The 17,417-nt window shown below is 61.1% G+C and carries 15 protein-coding genes; 5 read left to right on the top strand and 10 right to left on the bottom strand.

Features of this window, described 5'->3' with window-relative positions; all coding sequences use genetic code 11:
- Window positions 1-181: 181 nt before the first annotated feature.
- A complete protein-coding gene (locus LRA87_RS16390) occupies window positions 182-577 on the bottom strand; it encodes a DUF2946 family protein (protein ID WP_230781681.1) in 396 nt (131 codons plus the stop codon).
- A gap of 271 nt (window positions 578-848) precedes the next feature.
- On the opposite strand from LRA87_RS16390, the gene LRA87_RS16395 reads away from it, so the two are divergent.
- Window positions 849-1,985, top strand: coding sequence for a DJ-1/PfpI family protein (locus tag LRA87_RS16395; protein WP_230781682.1), 1,137 nt, complete (start codon window positions 849-851; stop codon window positions 1,983-1,985).
- 12 nt (window positions 1,986-1,997) lie between these two features.
- Here LRA87_RS16395 and LRA87_RS16400 read toward each other — a convergent pair whose 3' ends face one another.
- Window positions 1,998-3,044, bottom strand: a complete 1,047-nt coding sequence (locus LRA87_RS16400; RefSeq protein ID WP_230781683.1) for a GlxA family transcriptional regulator — start codon at window positions 3,042-3,044, stop codon at window positions 1,998-2,000.
- Between the two features lie 11 nt (window positions 3,045-3,055).
- Here LRA87_RS16400 and LRA87_RS16405 point away from each other — a divergent pair, with 11 nt between their 5' ends.
- Together LRA87_RS16405 and LRA87_RS16410 are read left to right on the top strand one after the other, a co-directional pair.
- The gene (locus LRA87_RS16405; protein ID WP_230781684.1) at window positions 3,056-3,604 is read left to right on the top strand and encodes a cysteine hydrolase family protein; all 549 of its coding nucleotides are present in this window, start codon (window positions 3,056-3,058) and stop codon (window positions 3,602-3,604) included.
- A gap of 11 nt (window positions 3,605-3,615) precedes the next feature.
- Complete coding sequence (locus LRA87_RS16410; protein ID WP_230781685.1) at window positions 3,616-4,509, top strand: MBL fold metallo-hydrolase; 894 nt, start codon at window positions 3,616-3,618, stop codon at window positions 4,507-4,509.
- 63 nt (window positions 4,510-4,572) lie between these two features.
- Here the strand turns inward: LRA87_RS16410 and LRA87_RS16415 are convergent, their stop codons facing one another.
- Window positions 4,573-5,169 carry a cytochrome b gene (locus LRA87_RS16415; protein WP_230781686.1) on the bottom strand — a complete coding sequence of 199 codons (597 nt, stop codon included), beginning with the start codon at window positions 5,167-5,169 and terminating at the stop codon, window positions 4,573-4,575.
- Between the two features lies 1 nt (window position 5,170).
- Window positions 5,171-5,506, bottom strand: coding sequence for an STN domain-containing protein (locus tag LRA87_RS16420; RefSeq protein ID WP_230781687.1), 336 nt, complete (start codon window positions 5,504-5,506; stop codon window positions 5,171-5,173).
- A 221-nt stretch (window positions 5,507-5,727) separates the two neighbouring features.
- Between LRA87_RS16420 and LRA87_RS16425 the strand changes: the two genes are divergently transcribed.
- On the top strand, window positions 5,728-6,708 hold the full coding sequence (locus LRA87_RS16425; protein WP_230781688.1) for a GlxA family transcriptional regulator: 981 nt from the start codon (window positions 5,728-5,730) through the stop codon (window positions 6,706-6,708).
- 258 nt (window positions 6,709-6,966) lie between these two features.
- The gene (locus LRA87_RS16430; RefSeq protein WP_056638197.1) at window positions 6,967-7,740 is read left to right on the top strand and encodes an alpha/beta fold hydrolase; all 774 of its coding nucleotides are present in this window, start codon (window positions 6,967-6,969) and stop codon (window positions 7,738-7,740) included.
- 270 nt (window positions 7,741-8,010) lie between these two features.
- Here LRA87_RS16430 and LRA87_RS16435 read toward each other — a convergent pair whose 3' ends face one another.
- The 6 genes from LRA87_RS16435 to LRA87_RS16460 form a co-directional block, all read right to left on the bottom strand.
- Window positions 8,011-9,345, bottom strand: a complete 1,335-nt coding sequence (locus LRA87_RS16435) for an McrC family protein (RefSeq protein ID WP_230781689.1) — start codon at window positions 9,343-9,345, stop codon at window positions 8,011-8,013.
- Window positions 9,342-11,531, bottom strand: coding sequence for an AAA family ATPase (locus LRA87_RS16440; protein WP_230781690.1), 2,190 nt, complete (start codon window positions 11,529-11,531; stop codon window positions 9,342-9,344). The genes LRA87_RS16435 and LRA87_RS16440 overlap by 4 nt, the downstream gene beginning before the upstream one ends.
- A gap of 33 nt (window positions 11,532-11,564) precedes the next feature.
- Window positions 11,565-12,137, bottom strand: a complete 573-nt coding sequence (locus LRA87_RS16445; protein WP_230781691.1) for a hypothetical protein — start codon at window positions 12,135-12,137, stop codon at window positions 11,565-11,567.
- A gap of 1,148 nt (window positions 12,138-13,285) precedes the next feature.
- Window positions 13,286-13,789, bottom strand: coding sequence for a PIN domain-containing protein (locus LRA87_RS16450; RefSeq protein WP_230781692.1), 504 nt, complete (start codon window positions 13,787-13,789; stop codon window positions 13,286-13,288).
- 6 nt (window positions 13,790-13,795) lie between these two features.
- Entirely contained in the window at window positions 13,796-16,285 is a 2,490-nt protein-coding gene (locus LRA87_RS16455) for an N-6 DNA methylase (protein ID WP_230781693.1), read from the bottom strand.
- On the bottom strand, window positions 16,282-16,764 hold the full coding sequence (locus LRA87_RS16460; RefSeq protein WP_230781694.1) for a hypothetical protein: 483 nt from the start codon (window positions 16,762-16,764) through the stop codon (window positions 16,282-16,284). Before LRA87_RS16460 ends, LRA87_RS16455 begins: the two co-directional genes overlap by 4 nt.
- Window positions 16,765-17,417: the final 653 nt, after the last annotated feature.

A 17,417-nucleotide genomic window follows, 5' to 3' on the forward strand; every position in this document is an offset into this window, starting at 1 on the left:
ATTCCTTGAGCGGCACGGCGCACTCACTCGATCAAGACCTTTCATCGCGATGAGGCGCTGGCGCCCGAAAGGCTGCGCTTCACGCTTCGCGACGTCAGGATATGACGGGGGAACGCCGGGAGACGGGCTTTGCCCGCCGCGAAAACCAGCCCGGTGGGTCCGGGCTGTCGGCATATTTGGATCAAACCGCTGGCGGAGGACCGCGCAGATGTGGGCGCAGGTAGGGTGCCTCGCGGATAATCGCTTGAGACAAGCTGTGCAGCGCGAGCGCAGCGACGAAAGCAAGTGCGGCGACCAGGAGACTGGGGTCGACAGCACCCAGGACTTGCGCGGACAGGCTGGAGAACGCGCACGGCATCTCTGCCTTGCCATGGTCCTTAGATTTGCCGTGATCCGGCATCGTGTGATCCATGCCCGGCATGTCCATCGTCATGGATGGCAGCTGCTGGGCAACGCCGGAGCACAAGGTCACGGCTACGCGTCCCTGATCGACGGAGATCATGTACCCGGTGGGGATCAGAATGCGCAGTGCCAGCGCAGCGACGCAGATCAGCGCAGCTAGATGGCGATGGGCCATGACGAGACGCCGGAGGGCTTGCACAGACTGCCATTACGGGGCGTGCTCCGCCCTGTCACCGAGACATTTTGTCCCAGTCACGCCTCCCGCTCAACTTCCGACCGCAGCTCACAAGGGTTCAGTCGGTCGTAGAGTAATCATGTCGTCGACGATGCCGAGGTAATGCAGTTCGACGTGCGACCTGCATGGCCGAAATGCAGTGATCCACGTCCTTTACGCCATGGCGCTACTCCCGGACAGGTGTCGAACACATCGACACACAGGGATGCCAATGCGCACTATCAATAGAAGGACGGCCATCGTCTCCGCCGCAGTAACGCTCGGCGGAGTGGCATTGGGCAGCAGGGCTATCGCCGGGCAGGCAGACACGGCATCCGGGATCTTCGACGCTTCGAAGAATGCCCGCGTGGAGAAGATCCCGCCTTATCAGGCACGCTTCGGACGCACCAAGCCTCTCGTTGCGATCGTGGGCCTGAACGAAGGCACGATCATCAGTGACTTCTGCATTCCGTTCGGTGTGATGGCACGCTCAGGCGTCGCCGATGTCATGTCGGTATCGGTCAAGCCCGGCCCCGTGAAGATGCAGCCGCTCACCTTCCGGCTTCAGGCCACAATCGACGAGTTCGACAAGCGACATCCCGAGGGTGCCGACTACATCTTCGTGCCAGCTGTCGAGAATGACAGCGATCCTGAGCTGCTGGGCTGGATCAAAGCGCAGGCCGCCAAGGGCTGCACGGTCATCAGCATCTGCTACGGCGCAATGGCTGTTGCCAATACGGGCCTGTTCGATGGCCACCGGGCCACGTCCCATTACAGCAATGAAGGATTCCGAGCGAAGCGCTTCCCCAAGGTGAAGTGGCAGAAGAACATCCGCTACGTCGCCGACGGCAAGGTCGCTTCCAGCGCCGGGGTCAGCGCCTCGATGCCGACGTCGATCGCATTGGTCGAGGCGATTGCAGGTCCGGCCAAGGCCGCTCAGGTTGCTCGCGACGTCGGCATCGATAGCTGGAGCTCGAGGCACAACAGCGATGCATTCCAGTCGGACCCGGGCAACGCAAACATGCCTGCGCGCGATGCACGACCGGACGTCACGCTGGGTATTCCGGTGAAGGCCGGCGACAACGAGATCGCGCTCGCACTGACAGCGGAGGCCTATAGCCGGACGGGTAACACGTTTGGCTACGCCGTCGCGTCGAGCAAGGAACCGGTACGGCTGGCCCACGGCCTCATCGTGCTGCCTGACATGGTTGCCGGCGCCGCGAAGGTCAGCCGCATGTTGGCCCCGCTCGAGGCGCATGAAGCAACACGCGCTCTCGATATCGCGCTAACCGACATCGTAAAGACCTATGGTCCGATGGCCGCACGCAACGTTGCACTCTTCATGGAATACCCGGGCAAGCTCGAGTGAGCCGGATCGCGATCAGACGATGACTGCCCTCCCCGCCGAGAACCGTCGCCGGTAATCGGACGGGGACAGACCGACAATGCGATGGAAGACCTTCCGGAAAGCGCTTGGATCGCTGTAGCCGACCTCCCACCCGATCTGGTCGATCGACAGCCCGGTTTCACGCAGCTTGGTCTTGGCGTTGGATACGCGCACGCGTTGCCAATACTCCGTGGTCGTGTGCCCGGTTGCTTTCTGGAAGCGTCGCAGAAATGTCCGGTCCTCCAGGCCGGCCTTGCCCGCGAGCGTCGAAATCTCGACGATCTTGCCTTCGGTATCGTGCAAGAAGTGCTGCGCCATGGAAATCGCGTCGTCTTTATGCGCGAGATGAGGAGTAAACCCACTGTAATAACTTTGCTCCCGACCTGGTGGGTCGATCAGGAAGCCGCTCGCGACCTCCATCATCACCACATGCCCCAGGAACCGCTGGATGATCATCAGGCACAGGTCAGTCCACGCCATGACCCCGCCAGCGGTAATGAGGTCACCGTCGTCGATGACGATCCGGTCGGTATCAACCCTGGTCTTCGGAAACCGGCTGCGAAAACGATCCTCGTACGTCCAGTGGGTCGTGACGGTCCGATCCTCGAACAGGCCCGTTGCGCCGAGTATGAATGCCCCCGAGCAGATCGACGCCAGAATTGCGCCATCAGCATGTCGCTCCAGCAACCAGCGCGTCACCACAGGATCAACGTCATCGGGTGGGCCGCCGAGCGCGGGCGGCAGAACGCAGATTGATGGCGCCGCAGTGTCCGGCTCCGATGAATGGACCCGCGAAAGCTCGGCAGTTGCGCCCGCCAAAGCCCAATGACTCACGACCAGCGCAGGTGAACCGTGGCCCGAAGCCGGCCGGGCCGCTCGATCCGCCGCGACCAGCAAGTCGGTCATCCCGAGAACAGCGGCCTGCTGCGCTCCTTCGTAGATCAGGATGGCAATCTCTATCATGTCGTAACTGACCCGGTCTTTGTCACTACCGCCACTGATATGGTGACGCGCCGTTTGATAAACAGCAGCAGTCAACACGGAGGCAGAGAATGGCCAAACGCGCCCTGATCATCGTCGATCTACAGAACGAATATGAAGCTGACGGCAAACTGCCGCTGGAAAATCTGGATCATGCTGTCGCGAACGCCAGGCGCGTGCTTGGCGCCGCCCGCGATAGCGGCGAGATGGTCGTACATATCAAGCACGAGACCCCTGGTTCTCACGAGGCACCGTTTGCCGTCGGGACCCACGGCACCCAAATAGTCGAGGCCGTCGCGCCCATTGAAGGCGAGACGGTACTGACAAAACATTTTCCCAACTCGTTTCGGGACACTGGGTTGAAAGAGCTGCTGGACGAGGCGGATGTCGAGAACGTCGTGATCGTCGGCGCGATGAGCCATATGTGCATTGACGCGACCGCACGCGCAGCATGCGATTTCGGTTACGGCGTGACGGTCGTAGGTGATGCCTGCGCAACACGCGCGCTATCGGCAGACGGCGTCCATGTGCCTGCGGCGCAGGTCCATGCCGCGTTCATGGCCGCACTCGCTTTTGCCTACGCCAAGATCGTGGCGACGTCCGACCTGCTGTCGGCCTGAACTGGAGACCGATGATGTTGTCCGATGCTTCCCCAAACTTCTCGCGTCGTCGGCTGCTTGCAGGCGGCGCGGGCGTTGCCGCTTTCGGCATGGCTACCTCGCTCAAGGCGGCTCCCATACCCGCCGTAGGCGCGAACAACGCCATCACCCAAATTCGCAACGCCACGATCCTCGTCGATTACGCCGGTGTGCGGTTTCTGATTGATCCGATGTTTGCAGATCCTGGCGCATATCCGGGCTTTCCCGGTTCCGCGATGAGCCATTTACGCAACCCGCTGGTGCCGCTTCCAGTCCCGGTCGCCGATCTGGCGGCAGCGGACGCGGTCATCGTGACGCATACCCACATCGATCACTGGGACGATGCTGCGCAGAAGATGCTGCCGAAGCCCATGCCTATTTTCGTCCAGGACGCTACCGACGCCGCCACGATCCGTGGCCAAGGGTTTACGGACGTGCGGATCATGACGTCCGATACGCAGTTCAAAGGTGTCCAGATGTCACGGACAGGCGGCCATCACGGCGAAGGCCCGGTTTTGCGCGCGATCCCGACGCTTGATCCCGTCAGCGGCGTGGTCTTCCGTCATGCTTCTCACAAAACAGTGTACGTCGTCGGCGATACCGTATGGGACCCGGCCGTCGAACAGGCGATTACCGCGTATAGACCAGAGATCATCGTCCTGAATGCGGGCTATGCGCAGTGGATCGATCTGGGACCAATCTTGATGGGACCGCAAGGAGTGCTGTCTGTGCACCGTGCCGCCCCCGCGGCACAATTGATCGCCACCCACATGGAAGCCGTCAACCATTGCGTCCTCAGCCGCGCCGACCTCGCTGCCTTCGCGAAGAAGGAAGGGTTCGCACACCGTTTACTCATTCCGGCAGATGGAGAACACGTCTCGATCTGATAAGGAAGACGGCCATCTACAGCGAAAAAGTTGAAAGAGCAGCGTTCCCCTGAGCGTACGAGGTTACAGCATCCGCGGCAGAACGTCGCTCCCGGGACGCTTATCGAAATACCGGTGCTTCACCACGCCAGCGACGTGAAGGACGATCATCACCAGCAACGTATAGGCCATGACTCTGTGGAGGAGCTGGAATACCGCGAAACGCTCGTCATTCTTGGGAAGGAGTTCGGCAACGGGGAGCCCGAAGAAGGTGACCCCGTCGCTGTGGCTGTAGCTGCTCGACATCGCATACCCCATCAGCGGCACCGCCACGAGCAACATGTACATGATGGCGTGAACCAGCTTCGGCAGCCACGCTTCCCATGCCTCGATGCCGGGAGCGGAAGGCGGAAGCTTGGTTCGCAACCGGAGTGCGATCTGGACCGCGACAAGGCCGAACACCAGTAGCCCGAACGATTTGTGGGTCGGATAGAGCGTGCCGTACTTCCAGGGTGTCGCATCGTTGAGGCTCGTCATCAACCAACCCGCCGCAATCAATCCAAGGACCAGCACGGCACGAGACCAGTGCAGCACCCGCAAGGAGAGCGGATAGCGCAGGCCGTCCCACCCAGTCACCGGAAGTGCGGAGAGTTGCTGTTGAGCAGGCGGGACGGTGGCCATGTTACTTGTTCACCGAGAAGCCACCATGAATCGGCGTGCTTTTCAGAGGCGTGCTCCGCAACATGCGCGCAAGTGCCTGCCCAGGCGTCAGGCGTCCCTTGGCCAGTGCGGTCTTCATGGTCCGGGTGGAACGGCCCCTCACCTGATCCGCGTCGAGAGATACCGGGCAGCGCGTGATGCTGGTGAACTTGGCGAGCGCCTTGTCGAGCCTCATCGGCGCGATTGCGATCCGAATGCGATCATTTTGACAATCGTAGAAGCTGGCGTCTTGCGCGCTGGCCGGTTGTGACAGGAGTGCGGCGAAACCAAAGGTCGCCGAAAGCAGGAATGTGCGCATGAAATCGCCGAGTGTTGGGTGGCAGGCGTGGTTTGAATAGTCGGTCGAACGATGAGGGCGATCAGAAGCCGTATCCAGCGGTCATCCGGCCGATCTACCCCTCTCACGGTATCTCGCTATAGGGCATTGATCCCTCGATTTCGGCCATCGGCCGGTTTCACGGATACGCTCGGAAGCAATTTGCCTAGGAGGTGATTTGGCTCGGATCAGAGGGAAGTACGATGTCAGCGCCATTCGCCTTTTACCTGTGCGAAGGCTTCCAGCTTCTGGATCTCGCCGGGCCGACGGCGGCTCTTACCGCAGCAAACCGTCTACTCGGGTCGGAATATTACCTGATAGAACTCGTCTCCAAGGATGGCGAGATCGTTCGAGGTGATGCGGGGCTCAGCCTGACCACCCACGTTGCAGGTTCGTCCCCAGCCGAGACGGTCGTGGTGGTGGGCGGCATGATCGAACCGATGCTGGAGCCTGACAACATAGCCGGTATCCGGCGTGCATCTGCCGAAGCCTCAAGCGTTGCGAGTATTTGTACAGGCGCATTTCTGCTTGCCGCTGCGGGTTATCTGGACGGCAAACGGGCGACGACGCACTGGCAGTTCGCGCAGGGATTGCAGGATCGATACCCGAAAGTGACGGTCGATGCGGATCGGATCTTCATCAACGACGGGGCGATCTGGACGTCGGCTGGCATGACCGCTGGTATTGACCTGATGCTTGCGCGCATCGAAGTTGATCATGGCGCAGAAATGGCCAAGGCAGTATCGCGCGAGCTCGTCGTGTATCATCGGCGACCAGGTGGACAATCGCAGTATGCGGCAATCTCTCAGATGGAGCCGCGGACCGACCGCATCCGGAAGGCTCTGACCTACGCCCGTGACCATCTCTCAGAGCCGTTACCGATTGAAAGGCTTGCGGAGGCCGCCTGTCTGAGCGTCCGCCAATTCACTCGGCTATTTCGAAAGGAAACCGGCGAAACGCCTGCACGCGCGGTCGAGCGTTTGCGCTGCGAAGCTGCACGCATCCGCCTTCGCGATGGGAATGAACCTGTAGGGACCGTCGCGCTGCTTGTCGGGTTCGCTGACGCAGAGCGCATGCGGTGTGCATTCCTGCGCAGCTTTGGACATCCCCCACAGACACAACGTCGGCTCGATCAGCCGCTTTCAGTGAACGTTAGCGGCCTAACTTGCTGGCCTCCGGGATGACAGCGCTGACGTACAGGATTTGGGTCGATCTTCCAGAGCGACCCAAAATCGGCCATTCAGTGCAGTCGTAGCGCTTACTCGCAAGCGGTCGCTCGTTCATGTTCAATGACCCTTTTCTGAACAGGCAGACTTTCCCGGCCCCACCGCCTGCCGGCGCGGGCCTATGGGCCGATCTCCAGCGCCCGTCGGCCGATAAAAGCCGGGCCCGCGAAGCGACCGGGCTCGTTGAGCTTCTCACAACGACGAGGCGGAGACGGCATGAACACGATTGAGCGCGGCACTGGCCGCACGCTGCTTTTGATCCACGGCCTGGGCGGGAGTTGGCAATCGTGGAGTACCGTCTTGGACCCACTCAGCGCCTCGCGAAAGGTCATCGCGGTCGACCTTCCCGGCCATGGGGCTACCCTTGCCGAATCCGACAGCGGGACGTTCGATGGTCTGGTCGGCAGCGTCGAGCGTTACATCGCGGAGGCTGGCTTGTCCGGCGTCGATGTCGTCGGCAGTTCCATGGGTGCGCGGATCGTGCTTGAGCTCGCACGGCGCGGACTCGTCGGGAACGTCGTCGCGCTCGATCCGGGCGGCTTCTGGCGGGGCTGGGAGCGCACCTTCTTCAAAACCACCATCGGCGCCTCCGGTCGCTTACTGCGGGCCATCCGGCCAGGCCTGCCGGCGTTGAGCCGGAATGCAGCGTCGCGCACGGCGCTGCTCGCGCAGCTCTCCGCGCGTCCTTGGGCGCTTGACGGGGAGACCGTCGCGACCGAGCTGGAAGGTCTCAGTACAACGCCGACGTTCGATGCGCTGGTCCGGAGCCTTGCCACGGGACCTGAGCAGTCCGGTCCCGCCGCTGCCGGCACCGGCCGGGTCGTCATCGGGTGGGGCAGGCACGACCGGCTCTGCCTCCCCAGACAGGCTGCGCGCGCGCAGGCAGCCTTTCCCGGCGCCGAGCTCCACTGGTTTGATGGCAGCGGCCACTTTCCTATGTGGGACACGCCGGAGGAGACAGTCGCCGTCATTCTCGACGCGACGAGGTGATGCTCCACCCGCTTCACGGCTCGATTGCGCGATGATGGTAGCATCGACCCACATCCGGACATTCAGCACCCTCTAGGCAGCACCTGAAACCGGCCGCTCGTTTATGTGAGGAGACCGACCGCTCCGGCAAGCCCAGACAGAAACTTGGAATGGCTTGAATGGGGACTTGCGCTCCGTCAGCGTTGGAGCAGGAATATGCCCTAGGCTGACGCTCTTCAACGGGCATCTGCTCCCCCCGCGCGCGTCGACTTGGCGAGCCGTCGCCGTATTTCAGCCGGAAACGATCGGACGCTGCGCCTGCCAGCCCCCAAAAATATTCGCTAGGTCTGCCAAGATGCCAAGCTCCTGTTGCGCGAGGTCGAGGCTCCGCAGATGCAGCCGAGCTGAACTCCCGCGGATCAGGTAATCCGTAGCGAACGGCCTCGGATCAAGGTCCGCATGATGCGGATAAAGGAGGAGGAGGTCGGGACAGCCATATAGATGCCCATAGGCCATCATCTGATAGACATCTGCTTGGCTAACCCCATGCTTGGCATCCTCGATCGCCGGCGAAAGGCGCTTCCATTTCGTATCGACGATCGCGATCGGCTCGTTGCCCTGACGATCCCGGACGATGATGTCAGGCCGGGTCTGGAATCGCTGGCGCCCCTCGTCACTCTCCTCGATCAGGCAAAACAGCCGGCCGCCCTGCGTCTCAACCGTGAACCCGGCCGGACGCAGGCTCCTTCGCATGAGGACTGCAATATAAGCCTCGAATAGGTCGTTCATCGGGAACAGGAGCGTGATCCCTTGTACGGCTGACGGATCATGGTGCGTCGCTTGCCAATCGCGCTTCAGGAACAGCCGGGCGAAACCGACCAGCGCCTCCCAGCGCCGATTGGTCCGATCGATCCGTATCGCGTGCCAAGGCAGAGCGGCGACGCTCACATCGGCGATGTCGGCGAGCGCGAAACGCAATTCGTCGAGCTTGCGCCCGGTGTCGGCGGCGCGTGCATGGCGGCGAAGGGCCAGCACGCACGCTTTCATGATCTGCAGCAGCGGAATGTCGCTCGAGAGCGCGTCGAAGCGGCACGCGAGCCTATCGGGTCGCACTGCATGGGCGGTGAATTGGCGCACCACGTTCAGCCGGCCGCGGAGCGCAGGAAGATTGTCTTCATACTGAAGATAGGCCCTGGGAAGACCACGGCGCGCCTGGGTGAGGAGCTTGTCCGCGAACAGTCGGATCAGAATGTCGAGGAGTCCTTCCGCCTGCCTCGCCATCGCGGACGCCGCACCATCGCCGATGTCGAGACCCAATGCCACGTCGAGCATTCGTACCAGCCGTTCGCGGACGGTTCGGCGCCCATCGAAGGATGCGGTGTCGAGTCGGTCGATCTTGGGGAATATTTCGAGACTGCATCCGGGCGCTGCGATCACGCCAACCATCTGACCGGCCGTCAGGTGGCGAAAATGATCCCGCAGAGCGTTCGTGCCCTCGTTCCCGCCGAGGGGATGCGCACGAGCCGCAGCGATCAGGGCATTTGCCTGTGGCCGGGTGAAGCTTCCTTCCCTCGGTTGATCACGGACTTCGACGCGCCCCCACTCGCTGACGGCAAGATGGCTCATTCGGACAAGGCGTCTGCGGTGCCGCCTCCATTTAGCCGCTTGAGGGCGTCCGCCGGAAACGGCTCGCGCACGAACCAGCTATCGCGATCATCGCCCTCAAAGCCTGGCGGCGGGGCGATCTTGCGCGATCCGATGAAGCCGTGACCGAGGACAGCCTGGATGCGACCCCAATCCTCGAAGAAGTATTCCTGGAGCAGTGGGATGACCTTGTCGCGCATGACGAGGTCGATCGCCTCGCGATTGTGACACCCCATGAAAAAGGCATGGCCGATGCGATGTTCGCGGTCGATCAGATACTCGATCCGATCGTTTATGGCGGTGAGCACCGCGCGCAGGTCAATACCGTCTATGGTGCCGAGCAGGTCGATGCGCGGCGCCATTTCACGAAACGTGAACCGGCGCCTGAGCGCTGTGTCGAGCAGCGCGATCGAACGATCCGCGGTGTTCATCGTCCCAACGATGTGAAGATTGCAGGGGACGCCGAAATCGCGCTTCTTCGAATAGGGCAAGGTGAGGCTCAACGCATTGGCCATACCGAGACGCTTGTCGGGCTCGATCAACGTAATAAGTTCGCCGAAGACTTTCGAGATATTCGCTCGATTGATCTCGTCAATGATAAGCACGAACTGTTCCGGCTCGCTGGCGACCGTTTCGGCCGGAGCGGTGTCCTCAACACCGGCGATCAGGCGTGCCAGCGCCGGCAGGTTTAGCCGCTTCGTGGCGATCGGGTAGAGCGTCCGCATTGTGAAGTTGCCGTCGACGATCGTGTCGAGCGGCAGAGGTTCGTCGAGCGTGAGCAACCAGCGAACGTCGCGGCGATGCGCGTAGAAGCCCTCCGCCTCGGGAACATAGCGATAGTCGCCAGTGACCTCGGCGACGGCCCGGAACGCGGTGTTACCGTAGGGCACGATGACGATGTCACCGATCTTCATTTCGGCTCGAAACGGCCAGGTCTGCGTCCAGTTGCTCGGCGTCGGATCTTCTGGATTCTTATCCAGCCACTCGGCCTTAATGGCGTCAAAGGACGAGAAGCGCTCGTCGCGCCAATCGATCGTTCCGCCCCATCCGAGCGCGATGTATCGGTTCGCCAAAGCCGCGTCATAGACCTCGTCTTCGCTGCCGATCGCGCCCTGACCCATCTTCCAGAAGCGGCGGCCCGAGAAGTCGAAGGCGGCCACGCTCGCTGCCGGCACGGGGCGGGTGCGGGCCTGGTCGGCGAGCGCACAAATCTCGCGGAAGATGCCTGGCCGCGCCTCGAGGCGGAATCCGGACGAGTTGCCCTCGCCCTCGCCTGTTTCCGGACGCAAACCCTCGACAAAGCTTTCGTAATCATAGTTCTGATGAAAGGTGACGAAGGCGATCCGCTTTTCCGCTTCGAGTTCACGATAACGGTCGAGCAGCGCTTGGCGGCCTTCGTGCGTTTCGTCGAACGCCACAGTGCCATCGCACAGCAACACGGCCTCATAGGCGGTGCGGTAGGTTTTGCCCGTCCCAGGAGGACCGTAGAGGATCATGTTAGTCGGCGAGTGTTTCGGCCTGGTCACGCTCTCAGTTTCCGTCGCCAAAAAGTAGGTCAGTTTGCGCGTCGTGCTCTGCTTCGGCCCTTCCGCTGCCGGTGCCGACACGCTCGCGAGCTGCAAGAACAACCGACCTTCCAGGGCCTGGCAGATGTTCGGCCAGGCCATGTGAAGGCCCATCTCATTGTTGAGCGCGCCGATGGTGACGGTAACGGTCGCATCTCCCCGAAGACGTGCCGGCTTAATATAGTTTTCCAAGACGTACCGGCGGATTTCATCGGCTTGGTTTTCGCCGCCATCCTCGTCGTCCGCAACACCGGCGATTGAATAATTGGGATCACGCCCTTCGCGAAAATAGCCATACTGCCGCAGGCCAGCGATCATGTTGCCGAGCTGTCCCTTGGGATCTTCGGCCTGAGGGACGACCGCGCGCACGATCATCATATTGGGATCAGGATCGCTCGCCAGCGCCGTCAACTGCGCCAGCAAATCGTCCCATCTGCCATCGTCGAACACCTCGTCGAGCGTGGATTGGGGGTAGCCGAGCCCATGTAATCCGCGCTCGGCTCGCTGGCTGCGGCGCACGCGTGTGTCCATAGCCTTCTTCGTCAGCGGCTCTCCTTTCCAGAGCCGCTTGCTCAGCCAGTCCTTGAACTCCTGTTCTTTCATCGAACCTCCGCCGGCAACATCAACTCAACGCTATTATCGCCGCCCGCTTCTGAACTCGACAGGATTCACATACACCGAGCTGCCGGCATTTACCTCAGCGAGCAACTGGCCGAGATGCACCGGGCTCTCACACAGACGGTAGCCAGTCTCGTCAGGTCTGGCGGTTGCGTCGAGCTGCGTAAAGAACTGTTCGAGAAGTCCTCCGTCCGCGCTGGCGCTCTGCCGAGGCGTGCCGGCCAGCCGAATACGCGATCGCAACTCCGGGGACCGTTCCGCGAATATCGACCATTCGTCCCGACCAAGCTTCACCTCGAAGAAGAGCGAGTAGCACCAATAGGAAACTGCCCCGCGCGCGCCGCGGTGCGCGCAGAGGAACAGCTTGGGCCAAGCGTTTGCGTCCGCATCCGACCAGCCAGTGAACAAATTTCCCTTCGGCCAGTTCGGCAGGCGACCGATCTCTTCCTTCTTCAACTTCGGCTTGCGGCTCTTGCCCTCAACTGCCATCGCCGCCTCGGCTGCGTGCTCGACATCTTCGCGATTGGCCTCGCCCGACGAGAAGACCACGCCGATCCCGCGATAGCGGTCCGGGTCAGCCGCGATGGTCACAGCAGGGTGTCGGATGTAGCTATTTAAGGGCGCGCCCTTAGAGGCACCGTTTCGCTGTCGCTTTGCCCCGGCGGCGCGAGCTGTCGCGAGGGCCTTCGGATCGACTACGTCAGCTTTCCTCCAGATCGCCTCGAACCATTTGGCGCCTTTGCGGAACGCGGTCGTATCAGGCCGGTGGAATGTGCCGCACTCGGTCAGCTCAGCCGGCTCGACAAAGCCGATGCCTCGATTCGAAGTGTTAGCCGAGGTGATGACTAGCCGGCGCTCGAAAGGTACAGTTTCGCGTGCAATCCACTAAGATGCTTAAGATGTGGATTGTCCGGCGCCCCGAGCAGCACGAGTTCGTCAGGATTGGTGCCGCACATTGAGAGGTCGCAGATGACCCGCGCCTTGGATGCACGCCTCTTAGAGCCGAACAGCGCCTTGAGCGGGCCACCACCCCAGAACGCAACGGCGCACCGGACGTCGTCTCCGGCGATGACGGCTTAGACTGCACTGCGCACTTGCTTGTGATTGAGGAACTGCGCCATTTCCTCTCCTGAGACGCCTAGGATAACCGCAACCCGTCGGCTAAGTCGAGAGCAGCGGGTCAGTCCCGTTCCTTGCTCGGCTCGACAGCTATCCACTCGATGTCGCTTCGGATGGCCAAACTAATTAACTACTCTCCCGATCTCGATGCTGATGCTGACGCCGGCGCAGGCGCCAATTTCGTGGAGGGTGTGCGGCAACGCGAACGGGCTTGGGCGACTCTGGAAGCCAGATCGGCAACGCGAGCCAGCGCTTCAAAAGGGGGTCCGGCGGACCGCCTGCAACCGGCCAGTCCCAAAGTGCCGCGAGCGAAAAACCGGGCGGTCTGCACTTCGGGATTGAAATTGTGGCTCGAGCGCTCGACTACGGCCCGGAAGCAGCCCGGCAGCTTGCGGCGTTGAGGACCCATTCCCGGTCATTTGCGACCAGCTTTCGGCCCCTACTCCGGTCATTGTTTCATATTGATTGGCGGTACCTGTCGGCCGGGCGGAAGGACAAGGATTGGGACTTTTCTGCCATTCTCGTGCGCCTTGTCGACCGGCAGCGGTGGCCAGAAGCGGACATTAGCTTTTTGCCTGATTGGACCACTTTTGCCTAAATAGCCATTCGGAAGAAAGAACTCAGATTGCAAGCAATCGCACATCCGGGTCAGCATCCGGGATGCGTTTCATTCGGCCATCGGCTGTCACGAATATCAGATCACGCTCTTTGGCTTGCGCGCACATCCAAAGGTCATTCTCGTCAATCCCGAGCTTCTGACCCGTAGCTTTGTCGACCCACTCCTCGATATATTTCGGACGATCCTTGCGCAGCACCTTGGCCAGATATTTCTGAGCGATGCGTGCTTTCACCTCGGCATAAATCGACGCGGTATGGTGCGTGATTTCAATGACTGCGTGTGAGCGCGCCTGAACAAGCATGGCCTCGAGTGCCGGCAGGTTGCCCTTGCCAATCGCGGCGGCGAGCTTGGTGCCAAATCCGAGTTCTGCCAACGCGACCACCGAAATGAATAGCGGGCTGTCGGCAGGCAGCGCCGCGAGCGACTGACTCTTTTCCGCGTGATGGGGATGTGTCGGATCCAGATAGATCGAGAGGATCGTCGTATCGAGGAGATAGGCGTCCATTCTCCTTCAGGCCACATAATCGCGGAGCAACGAAAGCTGGTCCTTGGGCAAGGGCTGAAAAATCTTGCGAACCCAGTCTCCGCCGGGGCTAAAGCGGCCCGACGCGCGTTCGGCGAGACTAAGTCCGGGCATCGGATACATGCTGTCCCAGTGCTGCCAAAGATGCGAAACGGGGCGCTCAGACCCTTCGAAGAACTCCAGCAGCTGCCGCTCAAGCCGAAGCGGAAGATCATATGCTTCAAGCAGCGTGGCGTCGATCTGCGCAAGCAGTCGGGGTAGCTGAATATCCGCGCCAGTAAGAATGCCGGAACTGCCGAGCAGCGCGATGTAGGCTTCAACCAGTTCGCCGAGCTTCGCCGGCAGCGAAACCGGGATCGGGATGGCGTCGATGACTGAGGCTCTGAAGCGGTCCTTGGGGGAATTGACCGCGAGAAAGGCATTCGCCACAGGCCCGTTCAACACAGCCGTCAACGCGAGCAATGCTTTCGGCGTCACCGTGCTTGTCGGTCGCATGGCGAAGAATTGCTGCGAACACAGCAGACCTTCGAGGTCGGGAAATGCGCCGATGCACCACGCGCCGCGACTCAGCCGCGTGGCACTGGCGATCAGCTTCGGTATCGACCAGTCATGCGTCGCGCCGCAGCGGAGCTGGTCAGCCCTGAAATCTAGCCAGACGGGAAGCGCGGACTGATACTGTCGCAGGTTGCGGGAATTGGCATAGCCGAGTTGATAGCCCGGTTTCTCAAGATCGATCGCCGCCTGATCCTGACGGTATTTCCATTCCAGCCCGCGTCGCGATTCGAGCACCGTGGCCAGCCGCGGGTTGCGCTGCAGATAGTTCCACAGCTCGTTAAGCGGCGGTATCCACAACTGCCCCCGCGGGTTGTCGTCGATAGCGCGCGTCACATCACGCTGCACCGTCGTCTGCCCGGTCTTTAGGAACGAGGACCGGTCGCGCTCGGCGACTTCGGTCGATAGCAGCCTGATTGTTTTGGTGGTCGGTGTGCGCAGGTCGCGCGCGATCACCGCCGACGATTCAATGTCTGACGCGCCGAAGATTCCGTCAGGGAGCTTCAGGATTTCCACCGAGCCGTACAGGCTCTCCATGCGACGGCGCTGTTCCCCGAACTGCTGTTCGAGGATGAACGATCGCGGTAGCACGAAGCCCAGTGCGAGCGGTTTGGCGTCGAGCGCCGCACTGAGCGCGGCGATCGCCTTCGAATGTGTGTTAGCGGTGATCGCATAGCGGGCCCGGTCGGCCTTGCTGAAGGCTTCGAACGGCGGGTTGCAGACGATGACGTTGCTCGATCCGATCCGCTGCGCCAGCGCGCCGTCGGCGAACAGATCGGCTTCCTCGACATGCCAGCCATTGTGATTGGGGTAGTCGGCAAGGATCAGCGAGAGCGTCGCCACTTCGCAGGCGAAGGGATCGACCTCGTCGCCGGAGATATGTTTGATGAGAAAATCATGGCGCTGTTGGTCCGACCATTCCACCGGCAGCAGATCGCGTAAGTGGCGCAGCGCCGAGACTAGAAACACGCCGGCACCGGCAAACGGCTCGTAGATCCGAATATCCTCTGGCTTGTATTTGTGCAGCTCGAGGCGCTGAACAACATATTCTGCTACCTGTCGCGGCGTGCTGTGCGTCCCAAACAACTTACGCGTTTCCGGCGTGACAAGCGTGTTCTCATAGACAAAGGCGAGATCGTCCGAGGAAATGTTGGAGAAGCTGATCCCCGCACGCAGATGTTGCCACGCCGCATCGAATATCGCTGGCAGCGCAGTGTTGACTGACCCGTTGATCGTCCCGAGCTTATAATAAGTTTCGATCCCGGTTAGGACCGACACGAGATCTTCGGGGTTCCAGCCGTCGGCATAAGGGTGGCGGCGATCCTGCAGCACCTTGGCGGCCAGCAGCCGAAACACAACGCGGAACAATGTGCGCGGGTCAAGGCGGTCTCCGCCGGGTGCCTTGCGGGCCAGATCGAGTGTCTCAATCAGCAGACGGTCCAGCTTGATGTGGATTTCGCCTTCGATCGCGGGCAGTAGTCCGAGATCTACGAAATCGAGCTGATAGTTTCCCTCGACGGTGCCGACCGACTTGGCGCGGTGAATGGCATCCGGGTGCCAACTCGCCTGATTGCGGGCGAACAAGGCCGAAAGTTCGGCAAGCTTAATCTTTTCCAGCGCTCTGGGCGGATCAACGCTTCGAACCTGCCAGACGGTCACGTCTTCATGGTCGATGACGAACAGCAGTGGTGCTCCCAATGCTCGATGCTCGTTCACCAGATCTACCGCACGGCGGCCATCGCCATTCACGACCGCAAGCGCCGCCGAGCGATAGGAAGGAGGCGTGCGCGTAAAGGCGACGAGCGGAACCGTCCGGGTTGTGTTGGTTTCAACCAGTACATCGGCGAAAGCATAGTCGCGTACGACCGCCTCCGAGCGATAGCCCGCGTTGTGAACCGCTTGGGCGATGCTGTCGACAGCGTTCACAGCCGCCCCCCCCGCGCGGACGCCACAGCATTGATCGGTATCGGCGGAAAGAGAAGCGACGCTTGCTCGCGGCTGTCGCTTGCCGCCAGCAGCTGATCGCGAAGACGCACAACCATCGGTGCCATGGGGATCATGATCAACGGCTGATCGCTGACCACCTCAGCAAGCTCGGCGCGAAGCCGCAATTGCCCGCCCGCCAAGTCGATTATCAGCTTGGCGCGCGCTAGCGCTGGCCAAGGCGACAGATTGCATAATTCGAACAGCGTTTCGGCGATCGGCGCCAGAGCGCTGACGCGGATCGCCATGTCTGTCGCCAGCATTTTAACGACCGACACGGCAACGAGATCACCGGGACTAAAGCACGGACTGTGTCCGCGGCCCCGACGCAGCGGGGCCAGTGCTTTTTTCCAATGGCGATAGGTTTCCGGAGCGATAGAGATCGCGCTGCGAAGCTGGCCAGGCGTGTAAAGGACCGTCAATTATATGCCCACGATCTTGTTGCTTGCAACAAGATACCATGACCAAGGAATCACGGCAACAATTGCTTCTAAGTAGGTCCAATCCGTACGGCGGTTCGCATCTGCGCAGGCAATGCGCCACCGGCTTCGTGCTGCATGACTGGTAGCTTCCGACCTAAACCGACATACCGCGCACCAGATTAAACGGGATATTCTGGGCGCTAGCTGCCGCGCCGGTCACGACCCAGTTTCAGCCATTCGCGGCGTTGATCTGCGTCCTCCAACTTCGGTGATCCCGTCATCCCGCTGCTTCTCCGATCGGAGTTCGTAAGCGCCGAACGTGTCATTCAAACTCGTTTGGCGTTGACGATGGATCCGGCAGGGTGAAAGCATCCTTCAAAGCGGGACACCTGTGATGCATGGTTGCAGTTCGCCGAATCGTACGTACGAGGGTGCCATCAACGAAGCGATGCGGCTGTACCCCGACATGAGTCAGAACTAGCAGGCGCGAGGGGGAATTCGGTTACGTGGTAGGGCTCTGGACTGGTATTCGCGATAATCGCGAGAGAGGGTCGGCTGCCGACTTCATTCGTGAAAAAGTTCGGTCAGGCAGCAAGCTGAGTATCGTCTCAGCCTATTTCACCAGTTCGGCATACGGTTGTCTGCAAGCCAGT

This window comes from Sphingomonas sp. Leaf37 (assembly GCF_920939475.1).
Taxonomy (GTDB): domain Bacteria; phylum Pseudomonadota; class Alphaproteobacteria; order Sphingomonadales; family Sphingomonadaceae; genus Sphingomonas.